This is a genomic window from Paracoccus sp. NFXS7 (assembly GCF_040148865.1).
GTDB lineage: Bacteria > Pseudomonadota > Alphaproteobacteria > Rhodobacterales > Rhodobacteraceae > Paracoccus > Paracoccus marcusii.
The window spans coordinates 196804-214304 of the sequence record NZ_JAKEKV010000003.1 but is presented as its reverse complement, the minus strand read 5'-3'; the positions used below and the strand labels follow the sequence as shown (position 1 = coordinate 214304).

The following is a 17501-nucleotide window of genomic DNA, read 5'->3' as shown; positions in this document are numbered from 1 at the left end:
TCAGGCGGCGCCCTTGAGCAGCGGGTCCAGCTTGCCCGACCGCTCCAGCGCATAGAGGTCGTCGCAGCCGCCGACATGCGTGGTGCCCACGAAGATCTGCGGCACGCTGCGCTTGCCCGCGCGCTTCGTCATCTTGTCGCGAAGCGCCGGGTCGGCGCCGACGTCGATTTCCGTATAGGACGCACCCTTCTGGTCCAGAAGCTGCTTGGCGCGGATGCAGAAGGGGCAGGTGCGGGTGGTATAGATCTCGATGCTCATGGCGGTCCTTTTTGGTGGCTGCCCCCTATCTAGTGATCCTTGACCGCGCGTGCCAGCACCGCCACCGAAACCGGTCCCGATCCCGCCGCCAGCAGCGCCAGCGCCGCCGCGTGGATCGTGGCCCCCGACGCCATCACGTCGTCGATCAGCATCACCGGCCGCCCCGCCACGCCTGCCGCGCGACGCGGATGCACGGCCAGGGCGTCCTGCTGGTTGGCATAGCGGTCGGCGACGCCGCGATGGTCCTGCGCCTGCGTGTGGCGCACCCGCACCAGCAGGTCGGCCTGGTGATCCAGCCCCAGGGTGCGCGCCACCCGGCCCGACACCTGCGCGGATTGGTTGTACTTGCGCTTCGCCAGGCGGCGCAGGTGCAGGGGCACCGGGGCCACGATCATGCCGGGCATCGCCAGCGGCGCCGCCGCCCGCGCCAGCCACGCGGCCATGGGCGGGGCCAGGTCCAGCCGATCGCCATGCTTCAGCGCCAGGATCAGCCTGCGCGCGGTGCCGCCATAGACCATCGCCGCGCGCCCCCGCGTCCAGGGCCGCACCGCGCCCAGGCAGTCGTCGCAGACCAGCACCATGTCAGTGCCCGACCCGTCATCGGGCAGCGGCGCCCCGCAGCAATCGCAGCAGGCGCCGGTGATGAAGGCAGCCTCGGGCCAGCAGTCGGCGCACAGATGCACGGCGCCCGCGCCCCCGTCGGCCACCCCCGCGCCGCAGGACAGGCATTGGGGCGGATAGAACAACCGCAGCGCGGCTTTCATCGCCCCCGAAAGCACCTTATGTTCCCGTCCCATGAGTGACCCCAGACCCGCCCTGACCGACCGCATCGCCCTGACCCGCCAGCGCCGCCGCGCCCAACGGGACGGCATGGTCGACCTGTTCCACCAGATCGCCGCGGACGAGATCCACGATAGGCTGGCCGAGGTTAACAGAACCTTTACGGCCCCTGCCCTGGTGACCGGTTTTCCCGACATCTGGGGCCCGCGCTTTCCCGATGCGCGGGTGGTGGCGGACGACCCGGTGCTGGACCTGGAACCAGGCGCGCATGACCTGGTGATTCACGCCCTGTCGCTGCATTGGGCGGACGATCCGGTCGGGCAGATGGTGCAGTGCCGCCGCGCCCTGCGCGAGGACGGGCTGTTCATCGGCGTCCTGTTCGGCGGCCAGACCCTGTCCGAACCCCGCGCCGCCCTGGCCCAGGCCGAGACCGAGATCACCGGTGGCCTGTCGCCCCGGATCCTGCCGATGGGAGAGATCCGCGACCTGGGCGGCCTGCTGGCCCGTGCGGGACTGGCGTTGCCGGTGGCCGACCTGCTGCCACAGCGCGCCAGCTATCGCGACCTGTTCCATCTGGGCCGCGACCTGCGTGCGATGGGCGAGGGCAACGCGATGGCCGCGCGCCTGCGCCGGCCCACCCCGCGCGCCGTGCTGGCCCGTGCCGCCGATCTGCTGGCCGCCCACAGTCCCGACCGCGACGATCCGTCCCGTGTCGCCGTCACCTTCGATCTGGTCTTTCTGACGGGCTGGGCGCCCTCGGACAGCCAGCCAAAGCCCCTGCGCCCCGGATCGGCCACCACCTCGCTGGCCGATGCGCTGACAAAACTCAGGAAGTCATGATGAGACCCACCCACGCGCCTGCCGACCATCCCGCGGTCAAGCCTGCCAAGACCGGCATCCTGATCGCCAATCTGGGCACGCCGGACGGCTATGACTACTGGTCGATGCGCCGCTATCTGAACGAGTTCCTGTCCGACCGCCGCGTCGTCGACGTGAACCGCCTGATCTGGCAGCCGCTGCTGCAGGGGGTGATCCTGACCAAGCGGCCGTTCAGTTCCGGCAAGAACTACAAGCTTATCTGGAACCACGAGGCGAACGAAAGCCCGCTGCTGACCATCACCAAGGCCCAGACCCGCGCGCTGGCGCAGATGGCGCATGACGAATGGGGCGATCAGGTGATGGTCGATTTCTGCATGCGCTATGGCAATCCATCGACCGGGGACGTGGTGCGACGGATGGTCGATGCGGGCTGTCGGCGGATCGTGTTCCTGCCGCTTTATCCGCAATATGCGGGGCCGACCTCGGCCACGGCCAACGACCAGCTGTTCCGCGTCCTGATGAAGGAGACCTGGCAGCCCGCCGTGCGCACGGTCGAGCCCTATGTGAACCGCCCCGACTACATCAAGGCGCTTGCCGACAGCGTGCGCCGCGCGCTGGACGGCAAAGTGCCGAAGAAGCTGGTCGCCAGCTATCACGGCATGCCCAAGCGCTATCTGATGCAGGGCGATCCCTATCACTGCCAGTGCCAGAAGACGTCGCGCCTGCTGCGCGAGGAGCTGGGCTGGCCCGAGGGGATCATCGACACGACCTTCCAGTCGGTCTTCGGCCGCGAGGAGTGGTTGAAGCCCTATACGGTCGAGCATGTGGCCGAACTGGCCAAGCAGGGCCATACCGACATCGCGGTGATCTCTCCGGCGTTCTCGTCGGACTGCATCGAGACGCTGGAGGAGATCAACGGCGAGATCAAGGAGGCCTTCGAGGAGGCCGGGGGGCACGAATTCCAGTACATCCCCTGCCTGAACGACGACCCCGCCCATATCCGCGTCATGCTGGAGGTGGTGCGCGAGAACATCGGCGGCTGGGTGCAGCCGCGCTGAGCGTCGGCGCGTTCACGCCAAGTTGGGTTTGATCCGGTGCGAGGCATTGGATAGGACTAGGCCATGTGCGCGAGGAGAGTGGCCGGAACATGAAGAAAATCAACGCGCTTGCGATTCTGGGCCTGATCGTGCTGGGTGCGTGCGGCCCGCGCAACCTGGCGCCTGCGCCGATGGCCATGCCCATGGACCCGGCCGCGGCGGCGGCGCCGGTGGTCGACGACAACGCAGCAATCGCGGGGCGCGTGCTGCAGCAGATCAACACGCTGCGCGGCAACATCGGCCTGTCCCCGCTGCAGCCCAGCCCCGCGCTGGAGGCAGCGTCGCTGGTCCATTCGCGCGACATGTCGGCCCAGAACCGGGCCTGGCACTGGGGGTCGGACGGATCGTCGCCCCTTGACCGGGCGCAGCGTCAGGGGTTCGGCGGAGAGATCATCGGCGAGAACATCTCGGAGACCTACGAGAACGAGATCGAGACGCTGGCCGCATGGATGTCCACGCGCGACACCCGCGACGTGATCATGGACCCGACCGCGACGCAGCTGGGCTTTGCTTGGTTCAAGGAGCCGTCGGGCAAGGTCTGGTGGACGCTGCTGACCGGACGCTAGGCCTCGGGCGGCCCCCATGCGGGGCCGCATCGGTCGCGGGGGTCAGGGATAGATGACGACCGGCGTGCCGGGCATCAGCATCGCATAGATTTCCTGGATTTCCTCATCGGTGACGGCGATGCAGCCGGCCGTCCAGTCGCGCTGGCGGGGGAACAGGTTGTTGCCCTGGGGGCCGCGGCCGTGGATGAAGATGTCGCCGCCCGGATCCATGCCGTACTGCTCGGCGAAGGCACGGTCGTTGGGGTTCGGATACGAGATGCCCACCGACAGGTGGAACGCGCTGCGCGGGTTGAAGCGGTCGATGTAATAGACGCCTTCGGGGGTCTTGCCGTCGCCCGAGAACTGCTTGTGCCCCACCGGCTGGTTGCCCAGGCTGATGTCATAGGACCGGACCGGCGTGCTGCCGCTGAACAGGTGCATGCGACGCTGACCCTTGTTCACCTGCACCTGGGTGATCGGCGGCCCGGAATAGCGCTGGAACTTGCTGGGTTGCTGCGGCTTTCCACAGGCAGCCAGCAGGGCCAGCATCGAAATCGTGAACGTCCGACGGGTGGTTCTGATCATCACTGCCTCTGAAGCGTTTTTGATTTTTTATGGGCCCGGAATATCACGGATACACCATGCCTGCCTAGCGGTGCGTTAACGCCGCCACCAGTTCGACATGCGGGGAAAACCGGAACTGGTCGACCACCCACAGCCGATCGATGCCATAGCCGGCATCGGCCAGAATCCGCGCATCCTTGGCAAAACTGACGGGGTCGCAGGACACGGCCGCCACCACCGGGACGCGAGCGGCGGCGATCTGACGCATCTGCGCCTCGGCCCCGGCGCGGGGCGGGTCGATCACGATCGCGTCAAACCGGCCCAGTTCATCGGGCATCAGCGGCCTGCGGGCCAGATCGCGGACCTCGGTCGTGACACGGTTCAGGCCGGACGTGGCCCGCCACGCCGAATCAAGGGCGGACAAGGGTGCGGCCAGCCCCTCGACCGCATGGACGGAGGCCCGTTCCGCCAAAGGCAGCGTGAAGGTCCCGCAGCCCGCGAAAAGATCGGCGACCTTTGACGCGCCCGCCACGGTGTCGCGCACCGCAGCCAGCAGTGCGGCCTCGCCCTGGGTGGTGGCCTGCAGGAAGGCACCGGGCGGGGGGACGACATGCGCGCGCCCCATCGGCAGGGCGGGCGCGCGGCGGGTGATGGCCTGGCCATCCCAGTCCAGCCGCGCCAGATCGCCCTCGTCCGCGAGGGCGGCCAGAGCCTGGAACAGCGCAGGGTCCATCGGCTTGCCGCCACGCACGGCGACGTCCAGCCCGGCCGGACCATGGATGACGACCAGCGACAGTTCCGCCGTGCGCGACGCCCCGGCGATGACGATGCGGCGCAGCAGCGGCAGCGCGGACAGGATCTGCGGGCGCAGCACGTGGCATTCGGTCAGATCGACGATCACGTCGGATGCGCGGCCATGAAACCCCACGGTCGCACCCTTCTTCGTGCGCCGCCCCGACAGCACGGCCCTGCGGCGGCTGTTCGGCGCCGACACGTGGACCTGCGGCAGAGGCGCCGTGATCCCCTGGGCCGCCAGCGCGGTCAGCACGACCTGGGTCTTCCAGGCGGTGGTGAAGGCGTCGGTCGCGTGCATCAGCGAACAGCCCCCGCAGGCGCGGTAATGGCCGCAGACGGGGCGGATGCGGTCCGGGGACGGGGTGACGATGCGCGGGGCGGCGATGCGGCCGTCCAGGGCCTCGCCCTCGACGACCTCTCCGGGCAGGACCAGGGGGGCCAGCGCGCGGGCGTCGCCCGACAGGGCCACGCCGTCGCCCTTGCGGCCAAGCCGCTCGATCGTCCATTGGGTCATTCGGCAGCCTCTTCGGTGCCCAGGAAACCGCCCGACTGGCGGTTCCAGTAGCGGGCATAGCGGCCGTCGCGGGCCAGCAGGTCGTCATGACCGCCCTGTTCGACGATGCGCCCGTCCTCGATCACCAGAATGCGGTCCAGTTCGGCGATGGTGGACAGTCGGTGCGCGATGGCCAGCACGGTCTTGCCGCGCATGGCGCGGGTCAGGGCATCCTGGACCTGGGCCTCGACCTCGCTGTCCAGCGCACTGGTCGCCTCGTCCAGGACCAGGATCGGCGCGTCCTTGAGGAAGGCGCGGGCGAGGGCGATGCGCTGGCGCTGGCCGCCCGACAGCTTGACGCCGCGTTCGCCCAGATAGGCGTCATACCCGGTGCGGCCCGCGTAATCCTCCAGCGTCAGGATGAAGTCGTGCGCCTCGGCCGCCTTGGCGGCGGCCACGACCTCGTCCTGCGTCGCGTCGGGGCGACCGTACAGGATGTTGTCGCGGGCGGATCGGTTGAACATGGCGGTGTCCTGGGTGACCATCGCCACCTGGCGGCGCAGGCTTTCCTGGGTCACATCGCGCAGGTCGTGGCCGTCGATGCGGATGGTGCCCCGTTCGACATCGTAGAGCCGCAGCAGCAGGCCGACCAGCGTGGTCTTGCCAGCGCCGGACGCGCCGACGATGCCGATCTTCTCTCCGGCCGGGATGGTCAGCGTCAGGTCGCGGATGCCGCCCGCGTCGCGGCCATAGGCGAATTCGACATGGTCGAACTCGATCCGGCCCTGCACGCGCGACAGGGTCCGGGCGCCGGGGCGGTCGGTCAGGGCATGGGGCGGTGACAGGGTCTTCATCCCGTCCTCGACCTCTCCGATGCTGCCCCACATGCCCATCAGGGCCATGCTGACCCACCCGGTCATCTGCGACAGGCGCATGGCGATGGCACCGCTGGCGGCGACGTCGCCCACGGTCGCGGTGCCGTCGCGCCACAGCAGGATCGCGCCGCCGACCAAAATCACCGGCAGGATCCCCGCCACGACCATCAGCGACAGCCGGAACCAGGTCGAGACGACGCCGAAATCCAGCGCGCGTTCGCGGAACCCGGCCATCGCGCCCAGGGCGGCCTGATCCTCATGCTGTGCATGGGCGAACAGCTTGACCGTCTTGATGTTGGTGATGGTGTCGACGACCTGTCCGGTGACATTGGCCCGCGCCGATGCGCGCGCGCCCGATTTCGCGCGGATGCGCGGCAGGAAGAACCGGATCAGCGCGAAATAGGCCGCCAGCCAGACCAGCAGCGCCACCGCGCCCCAGCCATCGACGGCCAGCAGGAAGGCCGCCGATCCCAGCACGGATGCCAGGGCGAATGCCACCACGTTCACCATCTCGGATGCGACATCGGTCACCGCGCGCGCGGTCTGCATCTGCTTTTGCGCCAACCGCCCGGCAAAGTCGTTGTCGAAGAAGGTGACCGCATGTCCCATCGTCCAGCGATGCAGGCGCGACAGCACCAACGGCAGGATGTTCGGTCCGATGATTACGTTCGAGCTGGCCGTGGACAGGCCATAGATCGCCGGGCGCACCACCAGGAAGAACCCCGCGAACAGCGCGACCAGGCTCCAGTTCTGGTCCCAGAAGACGCCGGGCGCGCTGGTCGTGACCGCATCGACGACCATCCCCAGCAGCAGCGCCGAGACGACATCCGCCACCCCGCCCAGGGCGGAGGCGATGGCGGCAAACCCCAGCCCCGGCCAGGCGCCCGACAGGCACCAGCGGAAGAAGGCCATCAGCGTGGCGGGCGGCGCGCCCTCGGCCGGGCGAAAGGCGTCGACCATGCGGCCGAAGCGGGTGTGCAGGCTCATTCGTCGTCCTTCCCGGCCAGGCGGGCCGCGTCGATCAGGGCAGGGGCGGGCAGGGTGAAGGCCGACGCGATCCACGCCTCCTCCGCGGCCTTCAGCGCCCGTCCCAAGGCAGGCCCCTGCAGCGGGGCCAGGTCGGCGGCGGCCACGGGCAGGGGGGACCGGGTCGCCCGCGCGATGCGGGCCTGCCAGTCGGGGGGCAGCGGGTGGCCGTCGGCGGCCATCAGGGCGGCATGGTCGGTCGCGGCATCCGCGCCCAGGTGCCATGCCGCGCGGTCCAGCGACCAGCCTCGTGCCCGGTCAAGCGCCGCCAGCGCGCGCTGATCGGCGCGCGACAGGCGCAGGTCGGGCTGGACCGGACCAAGCGCCGCCAGACGGCGCAGCCAGCCGCCGGGTGCGGGTTCGGCGTCCAGCAGCGCCTGCAGGCGCGCGGCATCGGCACCGGGCAGCAACTGATGCAGCACCCCCGTCCGGTCCATCAGCGCGACCGCCGGGCCGGGGTCGGGCGCGTCCAGCAGTTTCTTCAGTTCCGCCCCGATGCGTTCGCGGGCGATGCGCGACAGGCCGTCGCGATGCGCGCCGCAGGCGGCAACGGCGGCCGGGTCGGCATCCTGCCCATAGCGGGCCAGAAAGCGGAAGAAGCGCAGGATGCGCAGGTAATCCTCGGTGATCCGCGCGTGGGCGTCGCCGACAAAGCGCAGGCGACGCGCGGCCAGATCGGGCAGGCCGCCCATCGGATCGATCACCACCCCGTCGCGGCCCGCGTAAAGCGCGTTGATCGTGAAATCGCGCCGCGCCGCGTCCTGGGCCAGGTCGGTCGAGAACGCGACCACGGCATGGCGACCGTCGGTGTCGACGTCCCGGCGAAAGGTCGTGACCTCGAACCCGCGCCCGCCGGCGATCAGCGTCACGGTGCCGTGGTCGATGCCCGTGGGCACCGCACGGAGGCCCGCAGCATGTGCCAGCCGGGTCACTCGGTCGGGCAGGGCGTCGGTCGCGATGTCGATGTCGTCGATGGGTTGGTCCAACAGCGCGTTGCGCACCGCGCCGCCCACCAGATAGGCGTGATCGCCCTCTGCCTGCAGCGCGTCCAGCACCCGGATCAGGGCGGCATCCTCCAGCACATGCGCGGGCAACCGGGTCATAGGCGCCGCGCCAGTCCCAGCAGGATGCGCGCGGTCGCGCCCCACAGGTAATAGGGCCCGAACGGCGCCGCGTGATAGCTGCGCCAGCCGCCGCGCCAGCGCCGGCGTTCGACGCGATAGCGGGCGGGGTCGGCGACATGCGCAAAGGGCAGGTCGAACGCCTCCTGCACCTCTCCGGCGTCGGGGACGGGGGCGAAGGGGCCGTCGATCACGGCCAAAACCGGGGTCACGGAAAAGCCTGTGACGGTGCGGTGCGGCGGCAGGCAGCCCAGCACGCGCACCTGGGAGGGGTCCAGGCCGATCTCCTCGCGCGCCTCGCGCAGAGCGGCGGCGACGGCATCGGCGTCGCCCGGATCGACCTTGCCGCCGGGCAGGGCGATCTGGCCGGGATGGTGGCGCAGCCCCGACGCGCGCTTGGTCAGGACCAGGCGCCCGTCATCGGCGCGAAACGCCGCCAGCACCCCCGCCGGGCGCAGGGGCGCGTCCGGCGGCGCGGCTTCGGGGTTCAGGTCATAGTCGGAGCTGGGGTCCGCCGCGCGACGCAGGGCGTCGCGCAGGCGGGATTCGGACCACTCCGTCACTCGGCCGCCTTGTCGCTGTCGCTGTCGGGCAGGGGGTTGCCGTCGGCATCCACCGTCGCTTCGAAGCCCAGGCTTTGCGGGTCGAAGACGTAATGCGCGCCGCAGAACTGGCAATCGGCGGTCACGGTCCCCTCCGGGGTGGTCATGTGCCCGATGTCCTTGGCCGAATAGATCGACAGCGTGCCCCGCACCCGGTCGGCGTCGCAGGAACAGCCGAACTCCACGCGGTGCGCGTCAAAGACCCGCGGCGTCTCCTCGTGGAACAGGCGCAGCAGCAGGTCGGTCGGGCCGACAGTGGGGCCGATCAGCTCCAGCGTCTCGACCGTGTCCAGCAGGATGTTGGCCCGGCTCCAATCCTCGGATTCCGCGCCCTGCAGGATGTCGGCCGCCTCGATCAGCCCGCCCTCGCCGCTGCCGCCCTCGGTCGGCTGCGCCGGATTGCCGGGCAAAGTCTGCAGCATCATGCCGCCGGCGCGCCACTGCGCGTCCTGACCGGACAGGCGCGACTGACCCGATGCCAGCTGGAACCGCGTCGGCAGCTGTTCGGATTGCGCGAAATAGGTCTGCGCGCAGGCCGACAGCGATCCGCCCGTCAGCGGCGTGATGCCCTGATAGGGGGTGCTGCCCGGTCCCTGGTCGATCAGGATGGCGAAATAGCCCTCGCCGATCTGCTCGAAGGGGGTGCGGGCGTCCAGGCGGTCGGCATCGAAGCTGGCCCAGGCCCGGATGCGGGCGGGCTTGCCCTCGCCCTCGGGGGCGAAATAGTCGGCGGCCAGCGTGCGGATCGCGCCGTTGCCGCGCACCTGCAGGCTCAGCTTCCAGCGCAGCTTGACGGTCGGGCCGATCAGCGCGGTCAGCAGCGCGATCTCGGCGACCATGGCGCTGACGGCGGGCGGATAATCGTGACGCGACAGGATATGGTCCAAGACGCCGTCCAGACGCACCACGCGGCCCCGGATGGAGCTGCGGTCAAGTTGAAAGGGCAGTACGGTGTCGTCCCAGGCGATCTGGTTGATCTTGCTCATGATTGATCCTTGAGGTGGTGTCGGCGCCGACATTGCGCGCCCGGTTGCGCCCAATATAAGGCATTTTCCGCCGATCCCAAGGGGGCCCGGGCACGCCGCTTTCCGCCACGCCCGGTCCGGGCTATCACGGGCGGGCAATCAGACAGGTGCCCCATGATCCCGCGTTTCGGACAACCGCCGCTGACCGGACCCCGCTATCGCCGCAGGCCCGGCGCGTATGCGATCCTGTGGCGCGACAGGCGCATCCTGCTGACGCATCAGCAGGCGCCCGAACCTGAATTCCAGCTGCCCGGCGGCGGCATCGACCCCGGAGAGCACGCCCTGGCGGCCCTGCACCGCGAGGTGGCCGAGGAGACCGGCTGGACCATCGGCGCGCCGCGCTATCTGGGCAGCTATCGGCGGTTCTGCTTCATGCCCGATTACGACATGCACGCCGAAAAGCGCTGTCAGATCTGGGTGGCACGGCCGATCAGCCGCCTGTCGCCGCCGACCGAACCGGGACACAGTGCGCATTGGATGACGCCCGCGCAGGCGATGGACGCGCTGGCTGATCCGGGGTCGCGTGCGGCGCTGTCGGGATGGCTGGCGGGACGCTAGCCGTCGTCCAGGCGGATGACCTTGCCCGTGCCACGAAACTCGACCAGCACCGCGGACATGTCGTCCTGCCGTTCGCCGCGGCAATATTCCGACACCGACCAGGCCATCGATTCCAGGAAGGAATGGCCGTTCAGGAAGGCGTTGGTGCGCATCACCGCCTCAAGCCCGTCATTGCCCAGCTGGCGGCCGTTGGGGGTCGTGGCCTCGGTGATGCCGTCGGATGCGATCAGCAGACGGTCGCCGGGACCAAGGGTGATGTCGATCTCGTCGAAAAGCGGGCTTTCGAAGACGCCGATCGGCATGCCGCCCGCGCCCAGATGCGTCACCGTGCCGTCGGCCCGTTGCAGCGCGGGGTGGGGGTGCCCCGCCTGGACCATGCGCAGGTGCCCTGTCATGTGGTTCAGCTCGGCATAGATCATGGTGAAGTAGGTGTCGGTGTTCATCTCCTCCAGCATCATCGTGTTGAAGAAATGTGCCAGCGCCGCCGGCCCCCCCGCATCCGCCCCGCCAAGCGCGCCGCGCAGCGCGATGTTCTGGTCGGACGACCCCGACAGGTGCACCGACAGCTGCGCCGTCAGCAGCGCCGCGGTCACGCCATGCCCCGATACGTCCAGCGCATAGAGGCCAAGCCTGTCGTCGCCGATGGGAAAGAACCCCACCAGGTCGCCGCCGATATGGCCCGCCGGGCGCAACAGCAGGCTGATCTCGATCTGGCCGAACCGCCCGGAGCGTTCGCGCACCAGCCCCTGCTGCAGCTTGCGCGCCTCGCGCAGGTCGCGTTCCATCGCGGCCTGGGTCTCGGACAGCTGCGACAGGGCCTGGCGCAGCTGGGTGTTGCTGGCGCGCAGCTCCTCCTCGATGCGCAGGATGCGCTCGCCGGCGGCAAGGCGCGCCAGCAGTTCCTGGGGCGCCACGGGCTTGGTCAGGAAATCGTCGGCGCCGGCCTGCAAGCCCTCGGTGATGGCATGGGCGTCGGCATTCGACGTCAGCAGCACGAAATAGCCATAGTTCGGGCGCGACAACTGGCGGAACGCGGCGCAGAACTGCAGGCCGGTCATCTCGGGCATTACCCAGTCCGACAGCACAAGGTCCGGGGCCAGCCTTTCGCACAGCTGCAGCGCCTCGGCCCCGTTGGCGGCCTCGATCACGTCATAGCCGCCGCGTTTCAGCAGCCGCGCCAGCAGCCGGCGTTGCGCGGCGCTGTCATCGACCAGCAGCACCAGCCGCTTCTGCTTGGGCGGTGCCGTGTCGGAGAGGGGAGAGGGGCGATTCGCGGCTGTCATGGGACCATGCATAGCGTGCCGGTCGTAAATTTCGGGTAAACCGCCCCGTTTCTCGCGGTTAAACTTTTCGCAACGCGGCCGCGCTAGACAGGGGCATGTCAGCGATTCGAAGGGTTTGGGGAATGATCGATTGGAACCGCGTGATCGAGCTGCGCGACGAGCTTGGCCCCGAGGAGCTTTTGCCCATCATCGACATGATCCTGGTCGAGATCGAGGCGCATCTGTTCGCGTTGGACAGCCGCACCCTGCACCTGGCCGAGGACCTGCACCTGCTGCGCGGCCTGGCGCTGAACATCGGCTTCACCGAGTTCTGTGCCCAGTGCCTGCGCGCCGAACAGCAGCTGGCCCGCGGCGACCAGACGGCCCTGGCCCCCGCGGCACTGCGCGCCAGCTTCGGCCATACAAAGCAGCTGTTCCTGCGCGACCTGCCGCATGTCATGGACGGCGACCAGGGCGGTCAGGTCGCCGCCCGGGCGTCGTGATCAGACCAGCAGTTCCGACAGGATGCCGTCGTTCGTGATGTCGCGATAGGCAAAGCCCGATCGGTCCAGCCGCGCCATCAGCGTGATCAGGTTGGCCGGGTCCGACGTCTCGATCCCGATCAGAACCGAACCGAAGTTGCGGGCGGATTTCTTGAGGTATTCGAACCGCGCGATGTCGTCGTTCGGTCCCAGCAGGTCCAGGAAATCGCGCAGCGCGCCGGGGCGCTGCGGCATGCGCAGCACGAAATACTTCTTCACGCCCTGGAACCGCTGGGCCCGCTCCTTGACCTCGGGCAGGCGCTCGAAGTCGAAATTGCCGCCCGAACAGACCGCGACGACGGTCTTGCCGGACAGGTCGCCCAGATCACCCAGCACGTCCAACGCCAGCGCGCCCGCGGGTTCCAGCACCACGCCTTCGGTGTTCAGCATCTCCAGCATGGTGCGGCAGATGCGGTCCTCGGGGGCCAGATAGACGTCGGCGGGGGTAAAGCGCTGCAGCGCCTCGAAGGGCAGGGCCCCGATGCGCGCGACCGCGGCACCGTCGACGAAGCTGTCCACCGCCGGCAGGGCCACGGGCGCCCCCTCCTGCAATGCGGCCTTGAGGCTGGCGCCGCCCAGGGGTTCGGCAAAGGCAAAGCGGGTGTCCGGCGCCTGGGTCGCCAGCAGCTTGGTGACGCCGGCAGACAGGCCGCCCCCGCCCACGGGCAGCACGACCAGGTCGGGCGCGCGGCCAAGCTGCGCCAGCATCTCCATGCCAACTGTGGCCTGCCCCTCGATCACGTCGGGGGCGTCGAAGGGCGACAGGAACTGCGCGCCCTGTTCGGCGCAGAAGGCCTGGGCCGCGGCCAGGGTCTGGTCGAAATAGTCGCCCTTCAGCACGATCTCGATCGCGTCTCCGCCGAACATGCGGGTCTTGTCGATCTTCTGTCCCGGCGTGGTGATCGGCATGAAGATCGTGCCGCGCGCGCCGAAATGGCGGCAGGCATAGGCCACGCCCTGGGCATGGTTCCCCGCACTGGCGCAGACGAAATGCCCGGGCGCGCCGGGCGTGACCTGCTTGCGCATCGCGTTGAACGCCCCGCGCAGCTTGTAGCTGCGCACGGGGGTCAGGTCCTCGCGCTTGAGCCAGATGTCGGCGCCGTATTTCGCCGACAGATGGTCGTTGCGTTGCAGGGGCGTAGGCTCGAACAGGTCGCGAAGCGCGGCCTCGGCCAGACGGACGGCGGCGACAAAGTTTTCCATGCCCCGCCCATGCCGCGAAACGGGCCTGTTGGCAAGGGTCAGCGCAGCGCGCGACCCTCGACGAAATGCCCCCAGAGCGTGGTGATGATCGACAGCGACAGCAGGGTGCCCAGCCAGGCAGCCAGAAGCGTGGCCACCAGCCCCACCAGACCGGGGATCTGCGACGCAAGGTTCAGAATGGTCTGCAGGATCTGGCTGAACACGGCCAGAAGGAGCAGGGTGCCCAGACAGGATTCCGTCCCCTTCCAGCCGGTCGTCAGCGGCTTTGCGGCGCCGATGGCCGCCCCGGCCAGCCCTGTTCCAAGGCGCAGGCCGATGATGGCCACCGCGATCCCGATGATCAGGCTGGCCAGCATGGTGACGTAGATGCTGCCGTTCAACGCCGAGGTCAGCGCCACGATGAGGATCATGGGCATGAAGACGATCAGCATGATGACGAGGCTCATCCTGACCGCCGCCCAGAAATAGCGCGCCTCGGAACCTCCGATGCTGCGAAAGACCTTCGGGCATTCCCCCAGGAGGACGTGACGATGCCAGGATGCAGCCAGGCTGACGAAGGCCAGCACGAAGGTCGCGACGATCGCCACTGCCACCACTGCGACAATGATCCCGGGCGGATCGCCCACAGCTAGGGCCTGGCGCGCGGCCATCCCGATGCCGATGCCGAGGGCGGCCAGCAACAGCGGCAGAACCGACAGCGTCAGCGCCGCGCCCAGATTGCCGGTCAGCTGCAGAATGGAATGGCGGAGAAGGCGAAAGGCCAGCATCAAATCACTCGTTTGAAATCGCCCAGACCCTAATCGCCCCCGAACCCTTGTGACAACGCGCAAATCGCCGTATTCCCGCTGAAACTTCGACGAAGGGTTAACCGCATGTCCGACGCGCCGAAAAAAGTCGTCCTCGCCTATTCGGGGGGGCTTGATACCTCGATCATCCTGAAATGGCTGCAGACCGAATACGGCTGCGAGGTGGTGACCTTCACCGCCGATCTGGGCCAGGGCGAGGAGCTGGAGCCCGCGCGCGAAAAGGCGCTGATGCTGGGCATCGCGGCCGAGAACATCCACATCGTCGACGTGCGCGAGGAATTCGTGCGCGATTTCGTCTTCCCGATGTTCCGGGCCAATGCGCTGTACGAGGGGCTGTATCTGCTGGGCACGTCGATCGCGCGGCCGCTGATCTCTCAGCATCTGGTGCGGATCGCGCAGGAATCGGGCGCGGATGCGGTGGCGCATGGCGCGACGGGCAAGGGCAACGACCAGGTCCGGTTCGAGCTGTCGGCCTATGCGCTGGACCCGTCGATCAAGGTGATCGCGCCCTGGCGGGAATGGGACCTGACCAGCCGCACCAAGCTGATCGAGTTCGCCGAGAAGAACCAGATCCCCATCGCCAAGGACAAGCGCGGCGAGGCGCCCTTCAGTGTGGACGCGAACCTGCTGCACACCTCGAGTGAGGGCAAGGCGCTGGAGAACCCTGCCGAGGCCGCGCCCGATTACGTCTATCAGCGCACCGTGAACCCCGAGGACGCGCCCGATCAGCCCGAGTTCATCGAGGTGACCTTCGAGAAGGGCGATGCGGTGGCGATCAACGGCGAGGCCATGTCGCCCGCCACGATCCTGACCAAGCTGAACGAACTGGGCGGCCGGCACGGCATCGGCCGTCTGGATTTCGTCGAGAACCGCTTTGTCGGCATGAAGTCGCGCGGCATCTATGAGACGCCGGGCGGCACGGTTCTCTTGGAAGCCCATCGCGGGATCGAGCAGATCACCCTGGACAGCGGTGCGGGCCACCTGAAGGATTCGATCATGCCGCGCTATGCGGAGCTGATCTATAACGGCTTCTGGTTCTCGCCCGAGCGCGAGATGCTGCAGGCCCTGATCGACAAGAGCCAAGAGCATGTGACCGGCACGGTGCGGCTGAAGCTCTACAAGGGTCTGGCGACCTGCGTGGGCCGCTGGTCGGATCACTCGCTGTACAGCGAGGCGCATGTGACCTTCGAGGACGACGCGGGCGCCTATGACCAGAAGGACGCGGCAGGCTTCATCCGCCTGAACGCGCTGCGCCTGAAGCTGATCGCGAACCGCAACGCCCGCGTGGCGAAATGACCGCCGGGGCCGCCCGCATCGCCATCGTGACCGTCAGCGACCGCGCGTCGCGAGGCGAGTACGAGGACAAGGGCGGCCCCGGCGCCGAGGCCTGGCTGCGGGGTGTCGTCACCTCGCCCATGGCCATCGAACGCCACATCATCCCCGACGGCCGCGACAGCGTCGCCAGCACCCTGCGCGATCTGGCCGATGGGGGCGCGGACCTGATCCTGGTGACCGGCGGCACCGGCCCCGCACCGCGCGACCTGACGCCCGAGGCCGTGGCCGACGTGATGGACAAGGAACTGCCCGGCTTCGGAGAGGAGATGCGCCGCGCCTCCCTGCGCGAGGTACCGACCGCCATCCTGTCGCGCCAGACCGCGGCGATCCGCGGGCGCAGCCTGATCATCACCATCCCCGGCAAGCCTTCGGCCATCGCCACCTGCCTGGATGCGGTCTTTGCCGCTGTCCCCTACTGTCTGGACCTGATGGGTGCGGCGCGCATCGAGACCGATCCTGCACGGATCCAGGCCTTTCGTCCCAAATCGACCTGACCGCCCATAAGGGCCGGCAAACGGGGTATTTGGACAAAGGAGACCGACTTCTTCTTTGTCAAAATACCCGAAAGCGCCTAGCCGCCGAACAGACGCAGGGCCAGCGGGGCGATGATCGCCGTCAGCACCGCGTTCAGGCCCATGCCGATGCCCGAAAACGCGCCTGCCGTGGCGTTTACCTGAAACGCCCGGGCCGTGCCGATGCCATGCGCGGCGACGCCCACCGCAAATCCGCGCGCGCGCCAGTCGCGGATCTTCATCGCGTTCAGCAGAGGCGTGACCACGATCGCGCCGAAGATGCCCGTCAGCAGAACCAGCGCCGCGGTCAGCGTGGGCTGACCGCCCAGCTGTTCGGCGATGCCGATGGCCACCGGCGCGGTGGTGGATTTCGGTGCAAGCGAGGCCAGGACCGATCCCTCGATCCCGAAGGCGCGGGCGATCAGCAGAGCCGAGACGACCGCGACGCCGGATCCGGCCAGCAACCCTGCCAGCATCGGCCACGCCGCGCGCCGCACGCGGGGCAGGTTGTCATAAAGCGGCAGCGCCAGCGCCACGGTGGCCGGCCCCAGCATGAAATGCACGAACTGCGCGCCGTCGAAATAGGTGGCGTAGTCGGTCCCCGTCATCCCCAGCAGCACCGCCAGCAGGATCACCGCGATCAGCACGGGGTTGGCCCAGCTGGCGCGGCCCAGCCTGCGCGACACTGCGTCGCCCGCGAGGTACGCGACCAGCGTGGCGGTCAGCCACAACAGCGGCCCCTGCGCCAGATAGGACCAGATCAGGACCGGATCACTCACGCCCCTGGTCCCTCAGGGCGGCGCGTTCCTCGGATCCGGTCAGGCGGGCCACCGCGGTGAAGGCCCAGGCCCCTGCGGCGATGGCCAGCACCGTCGATCCCGTCAGGGCGGCGGCCAGCCCCAGCCCCTGTTCGCGCAGCAGATCCCAGTGGGCCACGATGCCGACGCCCGCAGGCACGAAAAACAGCGACAGATGCGCCAAGAGTCCCGTCGCCGTGGGGCGGATCGCCTGCGCCAGGTCGGGGCGCAGGATGAAGGCCGCGACCATCGCGATCAGTCCGACCACCGGGCCGGGCAGGGGCAGGCCCAGGCCGCGCGAGGTGATCTCTCCGATCAGCTGGAACGTCAGGATGATGGCAAGGCTGCGGATCATGCCGCCAGAGTAGCGTGCGGCCCCCGGTCGCGCCAGTGGCGACGCCGCGCATCTTGTGGATAAGTATCCCGGCGGGGCGACATCTTGCGGTCCGGTTGACTTGTCCCCCCTGCGGATGGACAATCCGCCAG

20 protein-coding genes are annotated in these 17501 nt (G+C 68.8%); 7 read left to right on the top strand and 13 right to left on the bottom strand.

From position 1 onward, the window contains the following. Together grxC and LZ686_RS07905 are read right to left on the bottom strand one after the other, a co-directional pair. On the bottom strand, positions 1-258 hold the full coding sequence (gene grxC / locus LZ686_RS07910) for a glutaredoxin 3 (protein WP_045981364.1): 258 nt from the start codon (positions 256-258) through the stop codon (positions 1-3). Positions 259-287: 29 nt separating this feature from the next. Beyond that, entirely contained in the window at positions 288-1022 is a 735-nt protein-coding gene (locus tag LZ686_RS07905) for a ComF family protein (RefSeq protein ID WP_127897819.1), read from the bottom strand. Between the two features lie 31 nt (positions 1023-1053). On the opposite strand from LZ686_RS07905, the gene LZ686_RS07900 reads away from it, so the two are divergent. From LZ686_RS07900 to dalA, 3 genes are all read left to right on the top strand, one after another. Further along, positions 1054-1878, top strand: coding sequence for a class I SAM-dependent methyltransferase (locus LZ686_RS07900; RefSeq protein ID WP_295166911.1), 825 nt, complete (start codon positions 1054-1056; stop codon positions 1876-1878). Then, positions 1875-2915, top strand: coding sequence for a ferrochelatase (gene hemH, locus LZ686_RS07895; protein ID WP_194886209.1), 1041 nt, complete (start codon positions 1875-1877; stop codon positions 2913-2915). Before LZ686_RS07900 ends, hemH begins: the two co-directional genes overlap by 4 nt. 89 nt (positions 2916-3004) lie before the next feature. Continuing rightward, complete coding sequence (gene dalA, locus LZ686_RS07890) at positions 3005-3520, top strand: divisome-associated lipoprotein DalA (RefSeq protein ID WP_045999965.1); 516 nt, start codon at positions 3005-3007, stop codon at positions 3518-3520. Positions 3521-3562: 42 nt separating this feature from the next. On the opposite strand, the gene LZ686_RS07885 is transcribed toward dalA, so the two are convergent. The 6 genes from LZ686_RS07885 to hslO form a co-directional block, all read right to left on the bottom strand. Continuing rightward, positions 3563-4084: a L,D-transpeptidase family protein gene (locus LZ686_RS07885; protein ID WP_045981359.1), complete on the bottom strand. Its 522-nt coding sequence runs from the start codon at positions 4082-4084 to the stop codon at positions 3563-3565. 64 nt (positions 4085-4148) lie between these two features. Then, entirely contained in the window at positions 4149-5372 is a 1224-nt protein-coding gene (locus LZ686_RS07880; protein WP_349547446.1) for a class I SAM-dependent RNA methyltransferase, read from the bottom strand. Further along, a complete protein-coding gene (locus LZ686_RS07875) occupies positions 5369-7213 on the bottom strand; it encodes an ABC transporter ATP-binding protein (protein WP_349547445.1) in 1845 nt (614 codons plus the stop codon). Before LZ686_RS07875 ends, LZ686_RS07880 begins: the two co-directional genes overlap by 4 nt. Next, positions 7210-8355, bottom strand: a complete 1146-nt coding sequence (locus LZ686_RS07870; protein WP_349547444.1) for a CCA tRNA nucleotidyltransferase — start codon at positions 8353-8355, stop codon at positions 7210-7212. Before LZ686_RS07870 ends, LZ686_RS07875 begins: the two co-directional genes overlap by 4 nt. Continuing rightward, a complete protein-coding gene (locus tag LZ686_RS07865) occupies positions 8352-8936 on the bottom strand; it encodes an NUDIX hydrolase (protein WP_349547443.1) in 585 nt (194 codons plus the stop codon). Before LZ686_RS07865 ends, LZ686_RS07870 begins: the two co-directional genes overlap by 4 nt. Beyond that, a complete protein-coding gene (hslO, locus tag LZ686_RS07860; protein ID WP_349547442.1) occupies positions 8933-9961 on the bottom strand; it encodes an Hsp33 family molecular chaperone HslO in 1029 nt (342 codons plus the stop codon). The genes LZ686_RS07865 and hslO overlap by 4 nt, the downstream gene beginning before the upstream one ends. A 153-nt stretch (positions 9962-10114) precedes the next feature. Here hslO and LZ686_RS07855 point away from each other — a divergent pair, with 153 nt between their 5' ends. Beyond that, the gene (locus tag LZ686_RS07855) at positions 10115-10558 is read left to right on the top strand and encodes an NUDIX domain-containing protein (RefSeq protein WP_349547441.1); all 444 of its coding nucleotides are present in this window, start codon (positions 10115-10117) and stop codon (positions 10556-10558) included. Here the strand turns inward: LZ686_RS07855 and LZ686_RS07850 are convergent. Then, the gene (locus LZ686_RS07850; protein WP_045999970.1) at positions 10555-11841 is read right to left on the bottom strand and encodes a PP2C family protein-serine/threonine phosphatase; all 1287 of its coding nucleotides are present in this window, start codon (positions 11839-11841) and stop codon (positions 10555-10557) included. The two genes, LZ686_RS07855 and LZ686_RS07850, sit on opposite strands and share 4 nt — an antisense overlap. A gap of 122 nt (positions 11842-11963) precedes the next feature. On the opposite strand from LZ686_RS07850, the gene LZ686_RS07845 reads away from it, so the two are divergent. Then, positions 11964-12323: an Hpt domain-containing protein gene (locus LZ686_RS07845; RefSeq protein WP_252928448.1), complete on the top strand. Its 360-nt coding sequence runs from the start codon at positions 11964-11966 to the stop codon at positions 12321-12323. On the opposite strand, the gene ilvA is transcribed toward LZ686_RS07845, so the two are convergent. Together ilvA and LZ686_RS07835 are read right to left on the bottom strand one after the other, a co-directional pair. Further along, positions 12324-13565: a threonine ammonia-lyase IlvA gene (gene ilvA, locus LZ686_RS07840; protein WP_045983339.1), complete on the bottom strand. Its 1242-nt coding sequence runs from the start codon at positions 13563-13565 to the stop codon at positions 12324-12326. 38 nt (positions 13566-13603) lie between these two features. Next, a complete protein-coding gene (locus tag LZ686_RS07835; protein WP_349547440.1) occupies positions 13604-14332 on the bottom strand; it encodes a hypothetical protein in 729 nt (242 codons plus the stop codon). A 105-nt stretch (positions 14333-14437) separates the two neighbouring features. On the opposite strand from LZ686_RS07835, the gene LZ686_RS07830 reads away from it, so the two are divergent. Beyond that, complete coding sequence (locus LZ686_RS07830) at positions 14438-15667, top strand: argininosuccinate synthase (RefSeq protein WP_148911464.1); 1230 nt, start codon at positions 14438-14440, stop codon at positions 15665-15667. Beyond that, the gene (gene mog / locus LZ686_RS07825; protein ID WP_349547439.1) at positions 15664-16200 is read left to right on the top strand and encodes a molybdopterin adenylyltransferase; all 537 of its coding nucleotides are present in this window, start codon (positions 15664-15666) and stop codon (positions 16198-16200) included. Before LZ686_RS07830 ends, mog begins: the two co-directional genes overlap by 4 nt. Positions 16201-16277: 77 nt before the next feature. Here the strand turns inward: mog and LZ686_RS07820 are convergent, their stop codons facing one another. Together LZ686_RS07820 and LZ686_RS07815 are read right to left on the bottom strand one after the other, a co-directional pair. Further along, positions 16278-16997 (bottom strand): LrgB family protein, encoded by a 720-nt coding sequence (locus LZ686_RS07820; protein ID WP_045999975.1) that lies wholly within the window; start codon positions 16995-16997, stop codon positions 16278-16280. After that, positions 16990-17370, bottom strand: a complete 381-nt coding sequence (locus LZ686_RS07815; RefSeq protein ID WP_148911467.1) for a CidA/LrgA family protein — start codon at positions 17368-17370, stop codon at positions 16990-16992. Before LZ686_RS07815 ends, LZ686_RS07820 begins: the two co-directional genes overlap by 8 nt. Positions 17371-17501: the final 131 nt, after the last annotated feature.

What these genes read in the sequence shown, in the direction of transcription:
- hslO (WP_349547442.1), bottom strand. Translation starts at nt 9,961, where the DNA reads ATGAGCAAGATCAACCAGATCGCCTGGGACGACACCGTACTGCCCTTT.
- LZ686_RS07850 (WP_045999970.1), bottom strand. Translation starts at nt 11,841, where the DNA reads ATGACAGCCGCGAATCGCCCCTCTCCCCTCTCCGACACGGCACCGCCC.
- mog (WP_349547439.1), top strand. Translation starts at nt 15,664, where the DNA reads ATGACCGCCGGGGCCGCCCGCATCGCCATCGTGACCGTCAGCGACCGC.
- LZ686_RS07845 (WP_252928448.1), top strand. Translation starts at nt 11,964, where the DNA reads ATGATCGATTGGAACCGCGTGATCGAGCTGCGCGACGAGCTTGGCCCC.
- LZ686_RS07885 (WP_045981359.1), bottom strand. Translation starts at nt 4,084, where the DNA reads ATGATCAGAACCACCCGTCGGACGTTCACGATTTCGATGCTGGCCCTG.
- dalA (WP_045999965.1), top strand. Translation starts at nt 3,005, where the DNA reads ATGAAGAAAATCAACGCGCTTGCGATTCTGGGCCTGATCGTGCTGGGT.
- ilvA (WP_045983339.1), bottom strand. Translation starts at nt 13,565, where the DNA reads ATGGAAAACTTTGTCGCCGCCGTCCGTCTGGCCGAGGCCGCGCTTCGC.
- LZ686_RS07815 (WP_148911467.1), bottom strand. Translation starts at nt 17,370, where the DNA reads ATGATCCGCAGCCTTGCCATCATCCTGACGTTCCAGCTGATCGGAGAG.
- LZ686_RS07875 (WP_349547445.1), bottom strand. Translation starts at nt 7,213, where the DNA reads ATGAGCCTGCACACCCGCTTCGGCCGCATGGTCGACGCCTTTCGCCCG.
- LZ686_RS07855 (WP_349547441.1), top strand. Translation starts at nt 10,115, where the DNA reads ATGATCCCGCGTTTCGGACAACCGCCGCTGACCGGACCCCGCTATCGC.
- LZ686_RS07900 (WP_295166911.1), top strand. Translation starts at nt 1,054, where the DNA reads ATGAGTGACCCCAGACCCGCCCTGACCGACCGCATCGCCCTGACCCGC.
- LZ686_RS07835 (WP_349547440.1), bottom strand. Translation starts at nt 14,332, where the DNA reads ATGCTGGCCTTTCGCCTTCTCCGCCATTCCATTCTGCAGCTGACCGGC.
- LZ686_RS07880 (WP_349547446.1), bottom strand. Translation starts at nt 5,372, where the DNA reads ATGACCCAATGGACGATCGAGCGGCTTGGCCGCAAGGGCGACGGCGTG.
- LZ686_RS07870 (WP_349547444.1), bottom strand. Translation starts at nt 8,355, where the DNA reads ATGACCCGGTTGCCCGCGCATGTGCTGGAGGATGCCGCCCTGATCCGG.
- LZ686_RS07905 (WP_127897819.1), bottom strand. Translation starts at nt 1,022, where the DNA reads ATGAAAGCCGCGCTGCGGTTGTTCTATCCGCCCCAATGCCTGTCCTGC.
- hemH (WP_194886209.1), top strand. Translation starts at nt 1,875, where the DNA reads ATGATGAGACCCACCCACGCGCCTGCCGACCATCCCGCGGTCAAGCCT.
- LZ686_RS07830 (WP_148911464.1), top strand. Translation starts at nt 14,438, where the DNA reads ATGTCCGACGCGCCGAAAAAAGTCGTCCTCGCCTATTCGGGGGGGCTT.
- grxC (WP_045981364.1), bottom strand. Translation starts at nt 258, where the DNA reads ATGAGCATCGAGATCTATACCACCCGCACCTGCCCCTTCTGCATCCGC.